This window comes from Salirhabdus salicampi (assembly GCF_024259515.1).
Taxonomy (GTDB): Bacteria; Bacillota; Bacilli; order Bacillales; family Alkalibacillaceae; genus Salirhabdus_A; species Salirhabdus_A salicampi.
The window spans coordinates 165,841-184,990 of record NZ_JANBWE010000003.1 but is presented as its reverse complement, the minus strand read 5'-3'; the positions used below and the strand labels follow the sequence as shown (position 1 = coordinate 184,990).

Sequence of the window (19,150 nt, the reverse complement as noted above, 5' to 3'; positions counted from 1 at the left end):
ACATCCCCCTATATATTTAATAACGTTGCATTCGTATATTGTTTCATGGAACGAATTTCCCAATTTTCTTTTGAGATATTTGCTAATTGTTTTACTGTATCAAGGGAAGTGAAATAAGGGACTTGATAACGTACAGCTAACTCCCGAATATAAAACCCAAACGTCGTTTTATCCCTTCCTTTCGTAGGAACGTTCATAACAGCTGTAATTTTTCCTTCACGTATGATGTCATGTAACTGTTCTTTCTCTTTTTCTACTCGTTGAACAGGAACGTTGTTTTTCTGTAAAAATGCCGCTGTTCCTGGGGTTGCCATTATTTTATATCCTTGCTGTACAAACTGTTGTATCGTTGCAAGACTTTCCTCTTTAGCCCGATCATTGATGGAACAGAGAACATAATGTTTTTCTGTAGATGAAAATGGCAAATGTTGATCTTTTGCTAATGCCTTAGCTACCGCTTCTTTTATTGTCACCCCAAGGCCTAACACTTCGCCAGTCGATTTCATTTCTGGCCCTAATACGTGATCCACATTTTTTAATTTGCTCGTAGAAAAGACAGGTGCTTTCACTGTGTAAAATTGTGGTTCATCCAACAATCCGCTCTTATTCGTTATAGTTTGTAGTGAATCACCTAGTTGAACAGCAGTAGCCCATTCCACCATTGGCACTTTTGTCACTTTACTCATAATCGGAACCGTACGTGATGAGCGGGGGTTTACTTCTAATACATATACTGTTTCTTCATGAATGACAAATTGTATATTCATAAGCCCAACAATATGCAATTCCTCACTTAATCTCATTGCATAATCTACTAAAGTATCTTTTGTTTTTTTGTTCATCGTTTGGGGCGGAAAAATGGTGACACTGTCTCCAGAATGTACACCTGCTCTCTCTACATGTTCAAAGATACCAGGGACGACAACATCTTTTCCGTCACAAATCACATCGATTTCACACTCTAGTCCAGGGATGTACTGGTCAACAAGCAACGGCCATAACTTTTCATTTCCTACTGAAATCGTTTGTAAATAATAGTTTAATTCTTCTTCTTGGTTAAAAATATGCATCGATTGCCCACCAATCACGTAGGATGGACGAACAAGAATTGGATAGCCTAATTCATTTGCGACTTGCTTCAAATGTTGTTCATTGTGCACCGTTTCCCCTTTAATGTGAGGGATGTTTCGTTTTTGCAATACGTCATAAAACTGTTGACGATCCTCTAATTGATCAATTGACGCCATACTTGTGCCGAGTAACTTGATACCTTCTTCCTCTAAGCTTTCCGCCACATTAATGGCTGTTTGACCACCAAATTGGATGAGGACCCCATCAACATTTTCTTTTTCTGCAACGTGTAATATATCTTCCGTAGTTAACGGTTCAAAATATAAACGATCTGCAACCGAATAGTCGGTACTCACCGTTTCGGGGTTATTGTTCATCACTACTGCCTCATACCCTTTTTTCTTTAATGCGAGTGTCGCTTGAACGGAGCAGTAATCAAATTCGATTCCTTGCCCAATTCGGATTGGACCTGAACCGATAACGAGCACCTTTTTCTTGCTCGTAACCTCTACTTCATCTGCACCTAACCATGTTGAATAATAGTAAGGAGTTACTGCTTCAAATTCTCCTGCACATGTGTCAACTAACTTGTAACCTGGTGTAAGCCCTTCTTCTTTCCGTTTAGCACGTACCTCTTGTTCGGTAACATTACATAGTTTCGCAATATAATGGTCACTCATATTTTTTTGTTTTGCTTCACGTAATAATTCGAGTGGCAACGCCTCCCATTCATACGTATGCAAACGATGCTCCAGTGTGATTAGCCCATGTATTTTCGTTAAAAACCAGTAGTCGATTTGCGTTAACTCATGGACACGTTCAATTGTGAACTTTCTTCTAAAACATTCTGCAACTGCAAATAAACGTAAATCGGTTACCTCTGCAATATTAGAAGCTAGTTCTTCTTCACTCATATGATGAAATAGTGGGTGGTACAAACCATATACATTCATCTCTAAAGAACGGATCCCTTTATTTAATGCACCTTCAAACGTTCGATCAATCGCCATCACTTCTCCAGTTGCTTTCATTTGAGTGCCAAGCTTACGTTCTGCTTCTGGAAACTTATCAAAAGGAAAACGAGGCAACTTGACAACAATATAATCAATTGCCGGTTCAAAGGATGCATACGTATTTTCAGTAATCGGGTTTTGAATTTCATCAAGATGATAACCGACAGCAATTTTAGCAGCCATACGAGCAATAGGATAACCTGTCGCCTTCGATGCTAAGGCAGACGAACGACTGACCCTCGGATTTACTTCAATAATGTAATATTGGTCTGAATGTGGGTCTAAAGCGAACTGGATGTTACATCCACCTATTACATTAAGAGCACGTATTACTTTCAGTGATGCGTCCCGTAAAATTTGGTATTGCACGTCAGTAATTGTTTGGGACGGAGCTACGACTATCGAATCCCCAGTATGCACGCCAACTGGGTCTACATTTTCCATATTACAAACTGTAATACACGTATCGTTGGCATCACGCATCACTTCGTATTCAATCTCTTTCCAACCTTTAATGCTTCGTTCAACAAGGACTTGATTAATTGGGCTTAAGCTTAATCCTTTCGTAAGCACTTCCTCTAACTCTTCATCATTAGCAGCAAATCCGCCGCCGGCTCCTCCTAATGTATAGGCAGGGCGGATAATGACTGGATAACCGATTTTTTGAACAAACTTCACACCTTCTTCGTAGGAACGTATAATTTTTGATTCTGAAATTGGTTCACCAATATCAATCATTAATTGGCGGAACTTTTCCCGATCTTCCCCTTTTTGAATAGAATCAACTGTTGTTCCTAATAACTCCACACCGTACTTCGATAAAATTTGTTGTTGTTCAAGTTGAACTGCTAAGTTTAAGCCTGTTTGGCCACCGAGTGTACCGATAACACCGTCCGGCTTTTCCTTTCGGATAATTTCCTCAATACTTTCAATCGTTAGAGGTTCTATATAAATGTGATCTGCAATCGTTTCATCTGTCATAATTGTTGCTGGATTACTATTAATTAAAACAACTTCAATTCCTTCTTCCTTAAGTGCTAAACAAGCTTGTGTTCCTGAATAATCAAACTCTGCAGCCTGCCCAATAACAATAGGTCCTGATCCGATGACTAATACTTTTTGTATATCTTTACGTAACGGCATAATGCTTTTCCCCTACCCCTTTTAGTTGTTTCATAAATTTTTGGAAGATATGGTCTGTATCTGTCGGCCCTGGATGGGCTTCCGGGTGAAACTGTACAGACTGAATCGGTAATGTCTTATGCTCCAGTCCTTCTAATGTTCCATCATTTACATTGCGATATGTTATGTTGAACTGTCCTTTATCTATACTATTTTCGACTACAACATAACCGTGGTTTTGGGCTGTCATCCACACTTTTCCGGTATGAAGTTCTTTTACTGGATGGTTTCCACCACGATGTCCAAAGGTTAACTTTTCAGTTGAAGCACCGTAAGCTAGAGCTATAAGTTGATGCCCTAGACATACACCCAATGTTGGATAAGCTTCGATAATCTTTTTTATCTCCGACAATGAAGAAGATAATTGAAGCGGATCACCAGGTCCATTGCTTAATAAAATACCATCGGGGTTTAATGCTTTCACTTCTTCGTACGTATAGTTATGTGGGACAACTGTTACTTTACATTTCGCTTCAAGTAATGCGTTCAAAATAGATTTTTTATATCCGAAATCCATTAATACGACATGATGTCCATCACCTTCATACGTTTTCAACTTCTTCGTTGAGACATCCGCTACAGGTGTTTTCGTTATTTGTTTTGTAGCAGCTTTGACGTAATTTTCAATTGACTTATCTTCAGGTAATGATGTCGTTATCGTTCCTTTTAATGTTCCTTGTTTACGGATTAATTTTACGAGCGTTCTCGTATCAATGCTGTGTAGCCCGGTTACACCTGCTTCTGCTAATTCATCGTGCAATGTTTTTTCTTGTAAATAATGGCTAGGATGTTCACACATTTCGCCAACAATAACTCCTGATAAGTTCAACTTCACACTTTCAAAGTCCTTATGATTAATGCCGTAATTCCCAATCATTGGGTAACAAAATGTAATGATTTGTCCTGTATACGACGGATCTGAGATAATTTCTTGATAACCTGTCATACTCGTATTAAAGACGACTTCTCCGATTGTCTCCTTGTTATTTCCGAAGAGTATTCCTTCAAATACATCTCCTGTCTCTAATAACAGATAACCTTTCTCCATTTGGAAGTCTCCCCTTTCTTAGATCGCCTTACTTTTAGCTTCCAATGCTTCTGATAACTGATGCACAAAGTAATCTATTTCTGCTTTTGTCGTATTTAGAGGGGGCAAAATGCGAATCACATTTGGCCCTGCTGGCAGAACGAGAACTCCCATTTCCCTTATAAGGGAAATGATGTCTAATGCGTTTCCTTCTACGGCTAAACCTAATAAAAGGCCTTTTCCGCGCACTTCTTTAATAAGTGAAAATTTATCTTTTATATCCCTTAACTCGTTATGAAAATATAAAATGTTCTTTTTTATCGTCAGTTGATGTTCCTCTTTCGCTAAATATTTCACTGTTTCCAACCCTGCCGTTGCAGCAAGAGGATTACCGCCAAAGGTACTTCCGTGACTACCTGGCTGAAATGATTGTGCTACCTCTTCTTTCGCCAATATGGCTCCTATTGGTATCCCCGAACCTAGCCCCTTTGCTAATGTAATAATATCTGGCTCAATATCATATTGCTCATAGGCAAATAGTGACCCTGTACGCCCAATTCCTGTTTGCACTTCATCAACAATGAGCAATACGTCGTGCTGCTTACAAAGGGTTGCGAGTTTTTGTACCCATTCACTGTTAGCAACCATAACACCACCTTCTCCTTGAACAAGCTCAAGAAGTACGGCAATGGTATCCGGTTGAATTATTTTTTCCAATGCTTCCATATCATTAAACGGCTCGTGTCGGAAACCAGTTAAGAGCGGAGTAAATCCATGTTGAATCTTCTTTTGTCCCGTTGCAGATAAAGTTGCCATCGTTCGACCGTGGAACGACTGGGTAAACGTTACAATTTCACCTTCTTCTTTTCCTTGATCATGCGCATATTTCCTAGCTAATTTAATCGCTGCTTCATTTGCCTCTGCCCCACTATTACAAAAGAAAACTTGATCAAAGCAACTATACTCGACTAACAATTCTGCAAGCTGTTGCTGTGCAGGAATGTGATATAAATTTGAGCAATGCCATAATTGATCAAACTGCTCCATCACTTTTCCTCTAATCTCTTCAGGAACGTGACCTAAGTTGCACGTCGCAATACCTGCCGTATAATCTAAATATTTGTTACCCTTATCATCCCAAACATAACTCCCTTTCCCTTTCACTAACGTCACCGGAAAACGGTTATATGTCTTCATAATTGGTGATGTATCCACTTTAGCCATTGGCCACTTCTCCCCCTAACACAACTCGTGTGCCTATCCTCTTACCTTCACTGTAATGGATGAGACTATCACGCTCTTTCCCATTTAAAATAGCAACTTCTTTTACATTATGATTTAACCCATCTATTGCAGCTTGCGCCTTCGGAATCATACCGTCTTTAATCACACCTGCCGCAATCATCGATTCGATCTCTTCACTTGACACTTTATTTAAAATTTTCTTTTCCCCATGTTGAATGTGGTAAACACCTGGTACATCACTGACAAAGCATAGTTTTGCCTTTAATGACTTTGCTATCGCTGCGGCAGCTACATCTCCATTCACGTTATATGTTTGCCCATCACCATCGATCCCAATAGGAGAAATAACCGGTATATAACCTAATAACGCCATATCACTAATGATCGTTTCATTAACATTCGTTACCTCTCCTACATAACCTAATGCTTTATTTGGAACTTGCTTTACTTGTAAAAATTCTCCATCAACTCCGCTAAATCCTAATGCTTTACCTCCAGCTTTCGCTATAGAGCGGACAATACCTTTGTTGACCGTACCCGATAACACCATTTCAACGACATCCAGTACTTCTTTCGTTGTTACTCGTAATCCATCAACGAATTGTAATTCTAAAGATAATTGTTCTAGTTTCTTTGAAATGGCTGGTCCGCCTCCGTGAACAATAATTGGTTGCCACTTTCCTTCTTTTTGAAGTTGGACGATATTTTCGTAGAATGTGTCAGGCAGTTCTTCCAACACACTACCGCCAAACTTCACGACTAAATAGTTCATATTGTCACCTTCCTAAGTTCGATAAGATGCATTGATTCGAACATACTCATACGTTAAATCACATCCCCACGCTTTTCCTGTTCCTTCTCCAGCATGTAAAGAGACGTATATTTGAATAAATTCATTTTGTAAATATCTTATTGCTTCTTCTTCATTAAAGGTTGTTGGTAGTCCATCTGATATTACTTTAATTGGTCCTAAACTAATCTCAATTGAGTTTGGGTCTACTTGTTCACCACTATAACCGATAGCCCCAATGATTCTTCCCCAGTTCGGATCCTCTCCAAAGACAGCTGTTTTGACGAGATTTGAGGAAATAATAGATTTCGCAATAGCTGTTGCCGATGAATGGCTGCTAGCTCCATCTACTTGTACTTCGATTAGTTTCGTAGCTCCTTCTCCATCGCGAGCAATTTGCTTCGCTAGCGTTTCACATACATAAGTTAACCCGGCTACAAAGGTAGACCAATCAGGATGGTTTGCATGTAATGTATCGTTTTCTACCATACCGTTAGCTAGCAGAAGGACCATATCATTAGTACTTGAATCCCCATCGACCGAAATACAATTAAATGTTTTGTCGGTAATCGTTTTTAACGCTTGATCCAAGTCATCCTTTTTAATGTTAGCGTCTGTTGTTATGAAGGCGAGCATCGTCGCCATATTTGGATGAATCATGCCTGACCCTTTAGCTGAGCCACCAATCGTTACCATCTTACCGTCGATTTCCATCTTTACGCCAACGTGTTTCGTACACGTATCCGTTGTTAAAATGGCTCTTTCAAATTGTTCAACTTCGTGGTTCTCCATGCTCAGATTCGATATTCCTGTTTTAATCTTCTCCATTGGCATTGGCTCCCCTATCACCCCGGTAGACACAACTGCTGTTTCGTGATGAAGGAGATGAAAATGATCGGAAAACATTTTCCGCATGTTATAAGCATCGGTTAATCCTTGTGTTCCAGTACAGGCATTTGCATTACCTGAATTGACAATTACACCTTGTATCTTTCCTCCTGCTTCAATACTTTCTTGGGTTACAACTAATGGTGGAGCTTGAAAGGTATTTGTCGTATAAACACCCGCTGCCGTAGCTGGAACCTTTGAATACAACCAGCCTAAATCAGGTCGTTTCCGTTTAATCCCACAATGTAATCCTCCGGCTTTATATCCTACAGGTGTAGCCACATTACCGTCTTCCAACACTGTATATGCCGTTTCCCTTTTTACTTCACCTTTGTTCACACTCATTACCGAATTCCCCCTAATTTTGTTACGGATAAACAGTTGTTTGTTTTAAGCCGGTTTCAACATCCCAACCGTTTAATAGATTCATATTTTGTATAGCCTGACCGGCAGCCCCTTTTACGACATTGTCAATGACAGCTACAATGGTTACTCGTTTTGTCCGTTCGTCTACCATAAAACCGATATCACAGTAATTTGTGGCATAGACTTCTTTCGTCGAAGGCCAACTACCTTTCGGGCGAATTCGGACAAACGGTTCCTGTTCGTAATAATTGTTATACAAATCAATCAATTGATCTTCAGAAGTAGAAGCCCGAAGGTTACCGTACATCGTACACATAATCCCTCGTGTCATGGGTACTAGGTGTGCAGAAAACGAAATGGGAAAATCGTTTCCTGTAACATCACCTATTGTCTGCTCAATTTCGGGAATATGTTGATGTGCTCCGAGCTTATATGCCTTCACATTCTCATTTACTTCAGAAAAATGTGCCGTTAATGACGGTGTTCTCCCTGCACCTGAGACCCCCGTTTTTCCGTCAATAATAATTGTCGACGGATCAATTACTCCTTCTTGGAGGGCTGGCAGTAATCCTAATAACGTTGCCGTCGGATAACAGCCTGGGTTTGCCACAATCGAAGCCTCTTTAATTTGATTGTGGAAAAACTCACTTAATCCGTACACAGCTTTTGTTAGGTAGTCGGGATTGGTATGAGACTTTTTGTACCATTCCTTATACTTAACTGCATCTCGCAAGCGAAAGTCACCTGACAAATCAATACATGCAATCCCTTTTTCCACAAATAATGACACGTAATCTTTACTCACTCCTGAAGGAGTTGCAAAAAAGATGAGGTCGACTTTTTCGGCAATCTCTTCCACCTTCAAGTCTGATAATTGTTGTTCCAAAATTCCCATTAAGTGCGGATATAGCTCCGCAATGTTTTTCCCGTTATTCGAGTTAGATACAATCACTTCAATGGATACATACGGATGTTGATGAAGAAGCCGAATTAGTTCTACTCCACTATATCCATTAGCACCAATAATCCCGACCTTCACAATAAAATCACTCCTGATATGTTTGTTGTTTTGAATAATTATACTTATTAAGGAATTAATATGCAATAATTTTTAAAAAATTACATAAAAATAAGCCTATTTTTCGAAAGAGGCTATTTACAAACTTCTTTAACGAAGCATGTTTGTTCGAATATACAAGCAACAATAATGAAAACGGTAATGAAAAAGAACTACCGTTCGCTTGGTAGTTCTTCACATTAGTTTTTAATAATAGGTTTGTATAATATCAACTGTTTTTCTTTCATTCTATGGTCTTGCATATAATTTAATAAGGTTCCTTCATAAACTTTAGTAAATTGAATATTATTGCGGTAATCTTCAGGCGTTATTAACCCCGGGGGCTTATTCCATACATCGACTCCGGCAGATTTCAAAACTGTGGCCACAAATTGTGAACAAAAGAAAGCGTTCCGTCTATCCAAAGGTCGCCCAATGGCCACCCCAGCTAAGCCTATTAAATTATATCGGTAATGTAAGGCATTTCTCTTGAAATGGTTAATAATTCGTTCTACCTTTTTCATTTGTCGATCATCAACGGTTATGCAATATAACGCACAAGTCGTATCAGGAAATCGAGAATAAGTACCGCTGTATACACATTCTTTAACAAAACCAGCTCGTACTGGATTATACGGGGTTCTTCTCCCAAAGCTATATAACTGTGTCAATTCTTTATCCATGGAAATCGAAACATGGTTATAGGGGGCTCTCGTATACAACCCTATCGTTTGAGACAGTAATGTTCCCGTCCTTGTTAACAATATATATACTTTTGGCATTTTCTTCATCACCCTTCTTAAAACTATACCGTAATATTTTTTAGTATTCTATATTTTATTTCTCAATTTTTTCCTTTTAATAGATTTCCCCTGAGATTTATTTTATATTGGTTTCATGAAGGGAGATGTTGTTAGCAATAGTATATATAGATACATTATATATCTTCGTGCCAAATTGTTGCGTATTTTTACAAAAATTTGAATTGCGTTTTACATTTTCGCAAATTGTTATTCATGCTCTTTAAATAAAACTTTGTTGTGCCAGCCGCCATAACGGTAATATAAGAAAGCAATGATACTACTTATGACAAAACTGAATCCCATTCCCAACGCAATTCCTTTCTCACCGAATAACGATGAACAAGCGTATGCCAGAGGATATCGTAAAATCCAAAAAGATATAACGTTTAACACTAGTACTTGATACATAGCTCCAGCTGCACGCACAATTCCGTTCAATGCAAAGTTAATACCTAAAAATGGATAAAAGAAGGCAATGATTTTCAAATACTCCGTTCCAAATTCGACTGAATGCTCTTCCCGGATAAACAATGTAATGCCATATCGTGCAAACAGGACGAGCAGCAGGGCAATCACAATCATGATACAAAAGTTATACAGAACTCCATAAACAGCAATCTGTTTTACCCTATCCCATTTTTTCACACCAATATTTTGACCAGCCATGCTATTCACCGCTATACCTAGTGCATGAGCAGGTAATATTAGGACACTGTCTAACCGTTGAGCTGCACTAAAACCAGCAACTACATCTTCTCCGAAACTCGTTACTACACTCATAATCGCAGCAATTCCTGCAGATATGACAGCCATTTGTAAACCTGAAGGAATTCCGAGATGTAAAATTAACGTTACTTCTTCCTTTTTCGGCATTTGTAATCTCGTAAACGTGACTAAATTTCGTTTCAGCATAAACGATAAACCGTATGTGAACGCAATTCCTTGGGAAGTGATTGTAGCATATGCTGCTCCTTCTACTCCTAAGTTCAGAACCGCAATAAAAAACGGATCTAAAAAGACGTTACAAATGACTGCTAATAGGGTAAAACCCAAAGGTGTTCGACTATCTCCAACTGCCCTTAATACCGTTCCTATAAAGTTATACCCCATTAAAAAAAATATCCCGATAAAATTAATGCGCAAGTATGCTCTTGCACTTTCCATCATAGCTTCAGGGGTTCCGAGTAAACGTAAAATTGGTTCTGCAAACACGTATCCTAAAACACCTAAAATAATAGATAATGAAGTTAAAATAACAACAAAAGCATTTAAGTAGTTTTGAACTCCATCTTCATTTTCTCTTCCCCTTTGCTGCGATAGTATCGTTAGGGAAGCATTATTCATTCCAATTACGAAAGATAGTACTGTGAAAATAATGGTTGCTGATATAGCAACAGATCCTAAGGCATTTGCACCAATTAAATTACCTACCCACAAACTATCCACAAGTTGATAGGATACTTGTAATAAGTTGGCCAGGATAATAGGGGTAGAAAATCGCCAAAGTTGTTTATATATTTTTCCTTCAGTAAAGTCGTATTGATTCTTAGCCATGTAATGTAACTCCTTTAATGATTTCACCTTCCATTATTTTACCATGATTGCACCTAGTCCTAAGCCTTTTATATATAGACTAACCCTCACATTTTTGGTGAGGGTTTAAAGTTAAGAAGGTATGAAATTTTCTCCATTAATAAAACCTGCACCATATACATTTGGATCTCTATTTCTCCATGGACTAGCTCCGTCTTTTAGTAACTGTTTCACTTCGTCAGGTGTTAAACTTGGATCATTTTGTAGCGCTAATGCGACAATCCCAGCACATATAGGGGTTGCCATTGACGTTCCAGACATCTGAAAATAATCATCTTCTACACGATTTCCCTTTTGCAGCTTATCTATATAAGAGCCAGGAGAGCGTAGTGATATAATATTTACGCCTGGGGCTAAAATATCCGGCTTTGTTACTCCATAAATTGTAGGTCCTCGGCTGGAGAAATTCGCTACATCATCATCACCTTTTGTCTCCGACGTATCACTATCATCGAGAGCTCCTACTGTTATAATCTTCCTACTAATTCCAGGGCTTGCTATTGTTTGGGCATCAGGGCCGTCATTTCCTGCAGCAGCACATACTACCATCCCCTGTTCCCAAGCTTTATTCACGATTTGTACCATCGGATCTTCATTCTCTTCATCGTATTGCTCTGCTCGGGACCCAAGTGACATGCTTAATACGTGTATTTTATTTTCATTGTTTTCATTATATTGGATGCACCATTCTACACCAGACATAACTGTTTCTAAGGAACCAGAACCTATCTTATCCAACACTTTGACACCAATTATATTTGCCTCAGGAGCAGGAGCTACATATTTACCTTCTGAAAGTAAACCTGAACCTGCCACAGCACCTGCACAATGAGTACCGTGGCCGTTATCATCATACGGATCTTCCCGTTCGTTAATAAAGTCGACAAATTTAGTAATTCTCCCCACTAAGTCATCATGGGGGTAAACACCTGTATCAATCACAGCTATTGTTACACCTTGACCAGTTAGGGTACTTCCCTTTCGGACTACTTGATCTGCGTTAGCTGAAGGTACTGCATGATTCAATAACGTTTGTACCTCTCGATTCAAATAGATTTTCTTAATATGTTGACAGTTTAATAGTAAACTTTCGATTGCCTCTGGTGTAACATCAACTGTCATACAAGATACTATTGAAAAATGTTTCCGACTTCGGCACCTCATATACTGTTGTATAGTGTCTTCAACCTCATGGCAACCTTCGGAAAAATTTTGCTCATCGAATTGTATAACTACTGAAATCTTTTTCCACTTTTTTAAACCTTTTTCAAATATTTGGTGGAGAAAGCACGGTGTCCATTTAAATGGCTTATATAAATGTAACAATTCATTTCGTAATGGACGATCTAATTTAGGACCATGACTTCGAACCATTTGTACCATAGAATAACTAAACATAGACCTACTTTCCTTTCTTTAAGGAGTGTACAACACTTTATGAAATGGCTCTCACACAGGAAACGATTGAAGTCTATATTATGTTATAAATAATGAAGTCACCTATAGTACAATTTAAAGTTTTAAGTAGAAAAAAGAATTGAACATTAATTCAAGTCTCAATATATGAATCATCAAGGTAATATGCTAAAATACTGAAATTATGTAAGTAGCGCATACGAAAGGATGAACTGAACTAATGAAACAAAATTTAGAAGGAAAATTGCAACCAATACAAGAAAAACTTTGGGACATTAACAAATCTTTGTATCACAATCCAGAGCTTGGCGACCAAGAATTTGAATCTATGGCTAAATTAGTTGCGTTTCTTGAAGAACACCAATTTACTGTAGAAAAGGGCGTCGTAGATAGACCCACTGCTTTCAAAGCTGTATATGACAGTAAAGCAGATGGTCCAACTATAGCCTATTTGGCAGAATATGATGCACTACCTGGTGTTGGACACGGATGTGGTCACAATTTAATCGGGACAATGAGTGTAGGGGCAGGTATCTTGTTAAGTAAAATTATAGATGATATTGGTGGACGTGTTGTTGTATTCGGAACACCTGCAGAAGAAACAAACGGTGCCAAAGTACCTATGACTGAAAATGGTTTGTTTGATGATATTGACGCTGCAATGATTGTTCATCCAGCCGGAGAATCACATGAAAGTGGAGATTCACTAGCAATGGATGCTATTCAATTTGATTTTCGTGGTAAATCCAGCCATGCTGCTGCATCACCAGAAAAAGGCATAAATGCCCTTGATGCTGTAATTCAATTATTCAATGGAATTAATGCACTCCGCCAACATGTAACTTCCGACGTTAGAATCCATGGTGTGATTACAGAAGGGGGATCAGCTGCCAATGTTGTTCCTGATAAAGCAGTAGCTCAGTTTTATATACGAGCAAGCAATAGAAATTATTTAAATGAAGTTGTAGAGAAAGTAAAGGGTATTGCTTATGGTGCTTCTGCTATGACAGGGGCCGATGTCATCATCGACAACTATGAATTAAGCTATGACAACATGATTACAAATCAAACATTGTCCAAAGCGTTCACACACAATTTGCTAAAAGCAGGAGTCGAAAAAGTGTATAAAGCAAAAGACACGTTCGGTTCCATCGACATGGGGAATGTTAGTCATATTGTTCCGGCAATCCATCCCTATATCGGCTTTGGTGTCCCTGATTTAGTAGCCCATACAAAAGAATTTGCAGATTTAACCATTACGTCAAAAGGTTATAAAATGCTTGGGCAAGGGGCGTTATCTTTGGCATTCACTGGTTATGATTTGATAACCGATAGCAATTTGCTAGCAGAAGTTAAAGCGGAATTCCAACAAAAAAGAGAATGATAATATAAATATAGCCCACTTTAATGAGTGGGCTATATTTATGTAGAAATGGTAATTATTCGTTTTCTGAATATTAGAAAAGCGTTTTACCACAAAAATCCTCTTCCCACAAGGGGAACGGTGTGTTAATATACATTTACTTGCATAATAATAAAAACTTACCGGAGGGAAAGACATTGAAAAAAAGATTAGCTATCATTTTAACTTTATTACTAACAATTTTGGCGACAGCTTGTGGAACAAGCACTGACAATGGAGGCACAGGAGAACAATCAAAAGACGAGAAAAAGAAACTGGTTATGGGGACATCTGCTGACTACCCACCTTTTGAATATATTGATACAAAAACAGGTGAAGAAATTATTGGTTTTGATGTGGATTTAGCAAAATATATCACTGATCAACTTGGATATGAACTTGTAATAAAAGATATTGCATTTGACGGCTTAATTGGCGCACTACAAGCTAACAGGGTTGACTTCGTTGCAGCTTGTATGTCTGCTACAGAAGAGCGTAAGAAAAGTGTAGACTTCTCAGATATCTATTTTATATCAGGAGAAATGGTATTAGTTAGAAAAGATTCAGGTATTGAAAAAGTGGAAGATTTACAAGGTAAAGTTCTCGGCGTTCAACTTGGTTCCATTCAAGAAGGTACAGCGGATGACTTACAAGAAGAAATTACTGACCTTGAAGTGAAAAAGTTAAACAAAGCTCCTGAACTTATTCAAGAATTAAAATCAAAACGTATTGATGGAGTAGTGCTAGACCAAACGGTTGCTGAAGGATTTTTAAACCAGTTTGATGATCTTTTAAGCATTACTTTAGAAGTTGACTCTGCCGGAACTGCTATTGCATTTCCTAAAGATAGTGAATTAGTGGACGAGTTTAACACGGTTATTCAAGAAATGAAAGAAAACGGCGAACTAGACAAATTAGTTCAAAAATGGATTGCAGGAGAAGAGAAGAAATAAAACAACATAGAAATGAGGTGTAAGGCATGACTTTGGATTTTTCCCAAATCGTGCCTTCTATTCCGTTTATTTTATACGGAATATGGGTAACATTAAAATTCGTTTTCGTTTCGGCACTTGTCGGCTTTATTCTGGGAACGATATTAGCTTTATTTAAAATAGGTTCCTTTCGGACATTTAGGTGGTTTGCGGATGCATATACGTCTGTTTTCCGTGGAACCCCACTTATACTACAATTAATGATTATTTACTTTGCTGTACCACAGTTAACTGGGTACAACATATCGGCTTTTCTTGCGGGCATTTTAGCCTTCGGTTTAAACTCTGGTGCCTATATTTCAGAAATCATTCGGGCAGGGATTGAGGCAGTCGATAAAGGGCAGCTTGAAGCTTCTATGGCCCTTGGAGTACCTTATCGTTCAATGATGCAAGATATTATACTTCCTCAAGCGATGAAAAATATTTTACCTGCATTAATGAATGAATTTATTACATTGACGAAAGAATCAGCAATTATCTCTACAATCGGTACACTTGATATAATGAGAAGAGCTCAGATTGTTGGTGCTGATACGTATCGTTATTTTGAACCGTTTTTAGTGGCCGGATTGATATATTATATCATGGTTATTGGTTTAACTCTCCTTGGTAAAGCGGTTGAAAGGAGAATGAAACGTAGTGATTAAAGTTGAGCATTTATCAAAGTCGTTTGGTAAAACTGAAGTTTTAAAGGATATTTCCACAACAATCAATAAAGGTGAAGTTGTAACCATTGTGGGGCCATCAGGTTCCGGGAAGTCTACCTTCTTAAGATGTTTGAACCTTTTAGAGGAACCAAGTAGTGGACAAGTATGGATAGGTGATGATGAACTTACCAATTCGAAAACAAATATAATGAAAATCCGCCAAAAAATTGGTATGGTTTTTCAACATTTTCATTTGTTTCCCCATATGACTGTTTTAGAAAATTTAACATATGCCCCAATGAAGATAAGAGGAACTGCTAAGAATGAGGCTGAATCTAAGGCAAATCAACTACTAGAAAAAGTAGGCTTAAAAGATAAAGCTAATGCTTATCCTAATCGATTATCCGGCGGTCAAAAGCAACGGGTAGCTATCGCCCGCGCCCTTGCTATGGAACCGGAAGCTATGCTTTTTGATGAACCTACTTCTGCACTAGACCCAGAAATGGTTAAAGAAGTGTTAACGGTTATGAAATCATTAACCCAAACCGGAATGACAATGGCCATTGTCACTCACGAAATGGGATTTGCCAGAGAAGTGTCCGACCGCATATTATTCTTAGATGACGGAAAGTTGGTAGAGGATAGTAAACCGAACGAATTCTTTACGAACCCGAAAACGGAACGGGCAAAAGAATTTTTAAATAAAATACTTTAAATTAAGGAAAAGACAGCAACTCTGCTGTCTTTTTCCTTAATTTTTACTTAAAAATCGGCTTAAAATGCATTGGCGTTAGTCTTGATGATCTCACACTGAAGTGTAATCACAATAAAGATGGTAAAACTACTAATGGTTAGTCAACTTTAAATGAACGCTTTTTTAAAGCCACGAAAGAGCAATATTTTCAGCAACGATGGGGAATAAACGGTTATAGAAGATATCCAATCGATATAGTGTGAAGTTTAACATAAAGGCAACCAGGCAAACCAGTTTGTAGGAATCCTATTTTCTCTATGTTTTGTAAGCATTGTTAACTTTTTTACATAGCTTCAAAGCCTAATATATGATATTGTTCACATGGAACACTTTTTATAATGTTACTTATATTACTAAAGGTAATAATAAAATATATTAAGATTGACCCAACTCCACTAGAGCAAGAGAAGGGAAATCAAATGGAGGTACAATTATGTTAGTTGTGAATGACGTTAGCTTACAGTTTGGAGACCGTAAGCTATTCGAAAATGTAAATATTAAGTTTACTCCTGGTAACTGTTATGGTTTGATCGGAGCTAACGGTGCTGGAAAATCCACTTTTCTTAAGGTATTATCTGGTGAAATTGAATCCCAATCAGGGAACGTTTCAACTGGTCCAGATGAACGAATCGCCGTTCTTAAACAGAACCACTTCGAATATGAAGAGTATGAAGTTTTAGAGCTTGTCGTAATGGGTCACCAACGTCTTTATGAAGTGATGCAAGAAAAGAACGCTATTTATATGAAGGCTGATTTCACTGAAGAAGATGGCATGCGAGCAGCAGAATTAGAAGGGGAATTTGCCGAACTTAACGGATGGGAAGCAGAATCTGATGCTGCTGTTTTATTAAAAGGATTAGGCATAACCGAAGACTTGCACCATACAAAAATGGCTGAATTAACCGGTGCCCAAAAAGTGAAGGTGCTGTTAGCTCAAGCATTATTTGGTAACCCGGATGTACTACTCCTTGACGAGCCAACAAACCATTTAGACATTAAGGCAATTCAATGGTTAGAAGACTTTTTAATTAACTTTGAAAATACGGTTATTGTCGTATCTCACGACCGCCACTTCTTAAATAAAGTGTGTACACACATTGCTGATTTAGATTATGGAAAAATTGAACTTTACGTTGGAAACTATGATTTCTGGTATGAATCTAGTCAACTTGCCCGCAAAATGGCAAAAGAGCAAAATGAAAAGAAAGAGCAAAAAGTAAAGGAACTAAAAGAATTCATTGCTCGTTTTAGCGCAAACGCATCTAAATCGAAGCAGGCCACATCCCGTAAGAAGTTGTTAGAAAAAATTACTCTTGATGACATTAAACCTTCTTCAAGAAAGTTTCCATATGTCGCCTTTACACCAGGCAGAGAAATTGGAAATGATGTATTATTCGTAGAAGGAATTTCGAAAACAATTGACGGGGAAAAAGTGCTCGACAACATCACATTTACGATGAATAAAGATGATAAAATCGCGTTAGTCGGTAATAACGAAATTGCAAAAACAACATTATTCAAAATCTTAATGGGAGAAATGGAACCTGATGCTGGTTCATTTAAATGGGGTGTTACGACATCACAATCCTATTTCCCGAAAGACAACTCTAAATACTTTGAAAACAGTGACCTTACGTTAGTAGATTGGTTGCGCCAATATTCACCAGAAGATCAAACTGAAAGCTTTTTAAGAGGATTCCTCGGCCGTATGTTATTCTCTGGTGAAGACGCATTGAAGAAGGCGAGTGTTTTATCAGGTGGAGAAAAGGTTCGTTGTATGCTATCAAAAATGATGCTTAGCAATGCAAACGTATTATTGTTAGATGAACCGACAAACCACCTTGACTTAGAGTCGATTACAGCATTAAATAACGGACTGATTAAATTTAAAGGATCCATGATTTTTGCTTCTCATGACCACCAATTTGTACAGTCTATCGCTAACCGAATTATTGAAATTACCCCAAACGGTATCGTTGATAAAGAAATGTCCTACGATGAATATTTAGAAGATACGAAATTGCAAAAGCAAATTGCATCAATGTACCAGTAAGCAGAAAAAGTCTCGGGTTAACCGAGGCTTTTTTTGTATTGAAAAACATTCTGTTGGCTACGATGATAATAACATAATGTAAAAGGGGTTTAGACATGATAGAAACATTAAAGGAGACCTCTATTGTTATTGGCCGTATCATTACAATTCTACCTTTGCTATTATGGGTCACTTTGTTTATGGGAAAACGAGCGATAGGCGAACTTCCTGTTTTTGACTTTCTGATCATTGTTATACTGGGAGCTGTAGTCGGAGCAGATATTGCAGATCCAAACATAAAACATTTTCAAACAGCGGTCGCTATTGTTGCCATTGGATTATTGCAGCGATTTGTTGCCAACTTAAAGGTATCGAAAAGGTTACTTGGTCGATATATTACGTTTGAACCGACTGTCATTATATACAATGGAAGACTTCTACAAAGAAATTTAAAAGATATTCGCTACTCCATTGATAACGTGTTACAAATGTTACGGGAAAAAGAAATCTTTGATTTAAAGGATGTAAAAATGGCAGTAATTGAAGCAAATGGTTCATTAAGTGTGTTAAAGAAACCTGAAAAGCAAACAGTAACAAACGAGGATATGGGAATATCAAAGCTATCTACTATTGCTTATCCAGTCGTTATAGAAGGAAGAGTTTATGAAAAGACGTTACAACGATTCGATGTTGATGAACAATGGTTGCAATCCCAATTCAAAACAAAAGGAATTGAAGATGTTAACGATGTGTTCTTTGCGTCTATAAATGCTCAACACGACCTCCATATTATCCTTATGGAAGAAGATGAATCCAATGTACCACCCTTATATCATTAGCGTTAGTGCATGGAAGGAGAGGCATAATTTTCA

Annotated in this window: 15 protein-coding genes; 6 read left to right on the top strand and 9 right to left on the bottom strand. The window is 38.0% G+C overall.

The features are described from left to right. Positions 1-8 precede the first annotated feature (8 nt). The 9 genes from carB to NLW78_RS10780 form a co-directional block, all read right to left on the bottom strand. On the bottom strand, positions 9-3,227 hold the full coding sequence (gene carB, locus NLW78_RS10820; protein ID WP_254497149.1) for a carbamoyl-phosphate synthase (glutamine-hydrolyzing) large subunit: 3,219 nt from the start codon (positions 3,225-3,227) through the stop codon (positions 9-11). Further along, positions 3,214-4,314, bottom strand: a complete 1,101-nt coding sequence (locus NLW78_RS10815) for a carbamoyl phosphate synthase small subunit (RefSeq protein WP_254497148.1) — start codon at positions 4,312-4,314, stop codon at positions 3,214-3,216. The genes carB and NLW78_RS10815 overlap by 14 nt, the downstream gene beginning before the upstream one ends. Before the next feature lie 18 nt (positions 4,315-4,332). Further along, on the bottom strand, positions 4,333-5,517 hold the full coding sequence (gene argD / locus NLW78_RS10810) for an acetylornithine transaminase (protein ID WP_254497147.1): 1,185 nt from the start codon (positions 5,515-5,517) through the stop codon (positions 4,333-4,335). After that, entirely contained in the window at positions 5,510-6,310 is an 801-nt protein-coding gene (gene argB / locus NLW78_RS10805) for an acetylglutamate kinase (protein ID WP_254497146.1), read from the bottom strand. Before argB ends, argD begins: the two co-directional genes overlap by 8 nt. 12 nt (positions 6,311-6,322) lie before the next feature. Further along, a complete protein-coding gene (argJ, locus tag NLW78_RS10800) occupies positions 6,323-7,561 on the bottom strand; it encodes a bifunctional ornithine acetyltransferase/N-acetylglutamate synthase (protein ID WP_254497145.1) in 1,239 nt (412 codons plus the stop codon). A 22-nt stretch (positions 7,562-7,583) separates the two neighbouring features. Then, entirely contained in the window at positions 7,584-8,621 is a 1,038-nt protein-coding gene (argC, locus tag NLW78_RS10795; protein WP_254497144.1) for an N-acetyl-gamma-glutamyl-phosphate reductase, read from the bottom strand. A 218-nt stretch (positions 8,622-8,839) separates the two neighbouring features. Further along, positions 8,840-9,421 (bottom strand): C40 family peptidase, encoded by a 582-nt coding sequence (locus tag NLW78_RS10790; RefSeq protein WP_254497143.1) that lies wholly within the window; start codon positions 9,419-9,421, stop codon positions 8,840-8,842. Between the two features lie 228 nt (positions 9,422-9,649). Beyond that, positions 9,650-10,996, bottom strand: coding sequence for an MATE family efflux transporter (locus NLW78_RS10785; RefSeq protein WP_254497142.1), 1,347 nt, complete (start codon positions 10,994-10,996; stop codon positions 9,650-9,652). 111 nt (positions 10,997-11,107) lie between these two features. Then, positions 11,108-12,433, bottom strand: a complete 1,326-nt coding sequence (locus NLW78_RS10780; protein ID WP_254497141.1) for a S8 family peptidase — start codon at positions 12,431-12,433, stop codon at positions 11,108-11,110. 238 nt (positions 12,434-12,671) lie between these two features. On the opposite strand from NLW78_RS10780, the gene NLW78_RS10775 reads away from it, so the two are divergent. The 6 genes from NLW78_RS10775 (at position 12,672) to NLW78_RS10750 (ending at position 19,117) form a co-directional block, all read left to right on the top strand. Continuing rightward, entirely contained in the window at positions 12,672-13,835 is a 1,164-nt protein-coding gene (locus tag NLW78_RS10775) for a M20 family metallopeptidase (protein ID WP_254497140.1), read from the top strand. Positions 13,836-14,011: 176 nt separating this feature from the next. Beyond that, positions 14,012-14,806: a transporter substrate-binding domain-containing protein gene (locus NLW78_RS10770; protein ID WP_254497139.1), complete on the top strand. Its 795-nt coding sequence runs from the start codon at positions 14,012-14,014 to the stop codon at positions 14,804-14,806. Positions 14,807-14,832: 26 nt separating this feature from the next. Next, positions 14,833-15,492 carry an amino acid ABC transporter permease gene (locus NLW78_RS10765; protein WP_254497138.1) on the top strand — a complete coding sequence of 220 codons (660 nt, stop codon included), beginning with the start codon at positions 14,833-14,835 and terminating at the stop codon, positions 15,490-15,492. Next, positions 15,485-16,207 (top strand): amino acid ABC transporter ATP-binding protein, encoded by a 723-nt coding sequence (locus NLW78_RS10760; protein ID WP_254497137.1) that lies wholly within the window; start codon positions 15,485-15,487, stop codon positions 16,205-16,207. Before NLW78_RS10765 ends, NLW78_RS10760 begins: the two co-directional genes overlap by 8 nt. Positions 16,208-16,679: 472 nt before the next feature. Next, a complete protein-coding gene (locus NLW78_RS10755; protein WP_254497136.1) occupies positions 16,680-18,299 on the top strand; it encodes an ABC-F family ATP-binding cassette domain-containing protein in 1,620 nt (539 codons plus the stop codon). A gap of 95 nt (positions 18,300-18,394) precedes the next feature. Then, the gene (locus NLW78_RS10750; protein ID WP_254497135.1) at positions 18,395-19,117 is read left to right on the top strand and encodes a DUF421 domain-containing protein; all 723 of its coding nucleotides are present in this window, start codon (positions 18,395-18,397) and stop codon (positions 19,115-19,117) included. Positions 19,118-19,150: the final 33 nt, after the last annotated feature.

Excerpts from the sequence above, each read along its gene's own strand:
- NLW78_RS10780 (WP_254497141.1), bottom strand. The coding sequence starts at position 12,433 with ATGTTTAGTTATTCTATGGTACAAATGGTTCGAAGTCATGGTCCTAAA.
- NLW78_RS10775 (WP_254497140.1), top strand. The coding sequence starts at position 12,672 with ATGAAACAAAATTTAGAAGGAAAATTGCAACCAATACAAGAAAAACTT.
- NLW78_RS10755 (WP_254497136.1), top strand. The coding sequence starts at position 16,680 with ATGTTAGTTGTGAATGACGTTAGCTTACAGTTTGGAGACCGTAAGCTA.
- NLW78_RS10750 (WP_254497135.1), top strand. The coding sequence starts at position 18,395 with ATGATAGAAACATTAAAGGAGACCTCTATTGTTATTGGCCGTATCATT.
- argB (WP_254497146.1), bottom strand. The coding sequence starts at position 6,310 with ATGAACTATTTAGTCGTGAAGTTTGGCGGTAGTGTGTTGGAAGAACTG.
- NLW78_RS10790 (WP_254497143.1), bottom strand. The coding sequence starts at position 9,421 with ATGCCAAAAGTATATATATTGTTAACAAGGACGGGAACATTACTGTCT.
- NLW78_RS10785 (WP_254497142.1), bottom strand. The coding sequence starts at position 10,996 with ATGGCTAAGAATCAATACGACTTTACTGAAGGAAAAATATATAAACAA.
- argD (WP_254497147.1), bottom strand. The coding sequence starts at position 5,517 with ATGGCTAAAGTGGATACATCACCAATTATGAAGACATATAACCGTTTT.
- carB (WP_254497149.1), bottom strand. The coding sequence starts at position 3,227 with ATGCCGTTACGTAAAGATATACAAAAAGTATTAGTCATCGGATCAGGA.
- argJ (WP_254497145.1), bottom strand. The coding sequence starts at position 7,561 with ATGAGTGTGAACAAAGGTGAAGTAAAAAGGGAAACGGCATATACAGTG.
- NLW78_RS10815 (WP_254497148.1), bottom strand. The coding sequence starts at position 4,314 with ATGGAGAAAGGTTATCTGTTATTAGAGACAGGAGATGTATTTGAAGGA.
- NLW78_RS10765 (WP_254497138.1), top strand. The coding sequence starts at position 14,833 with ATGACTTTGGATTTTTCCCAAATCGTGCCTTCTATTCCGTTTATTTTA.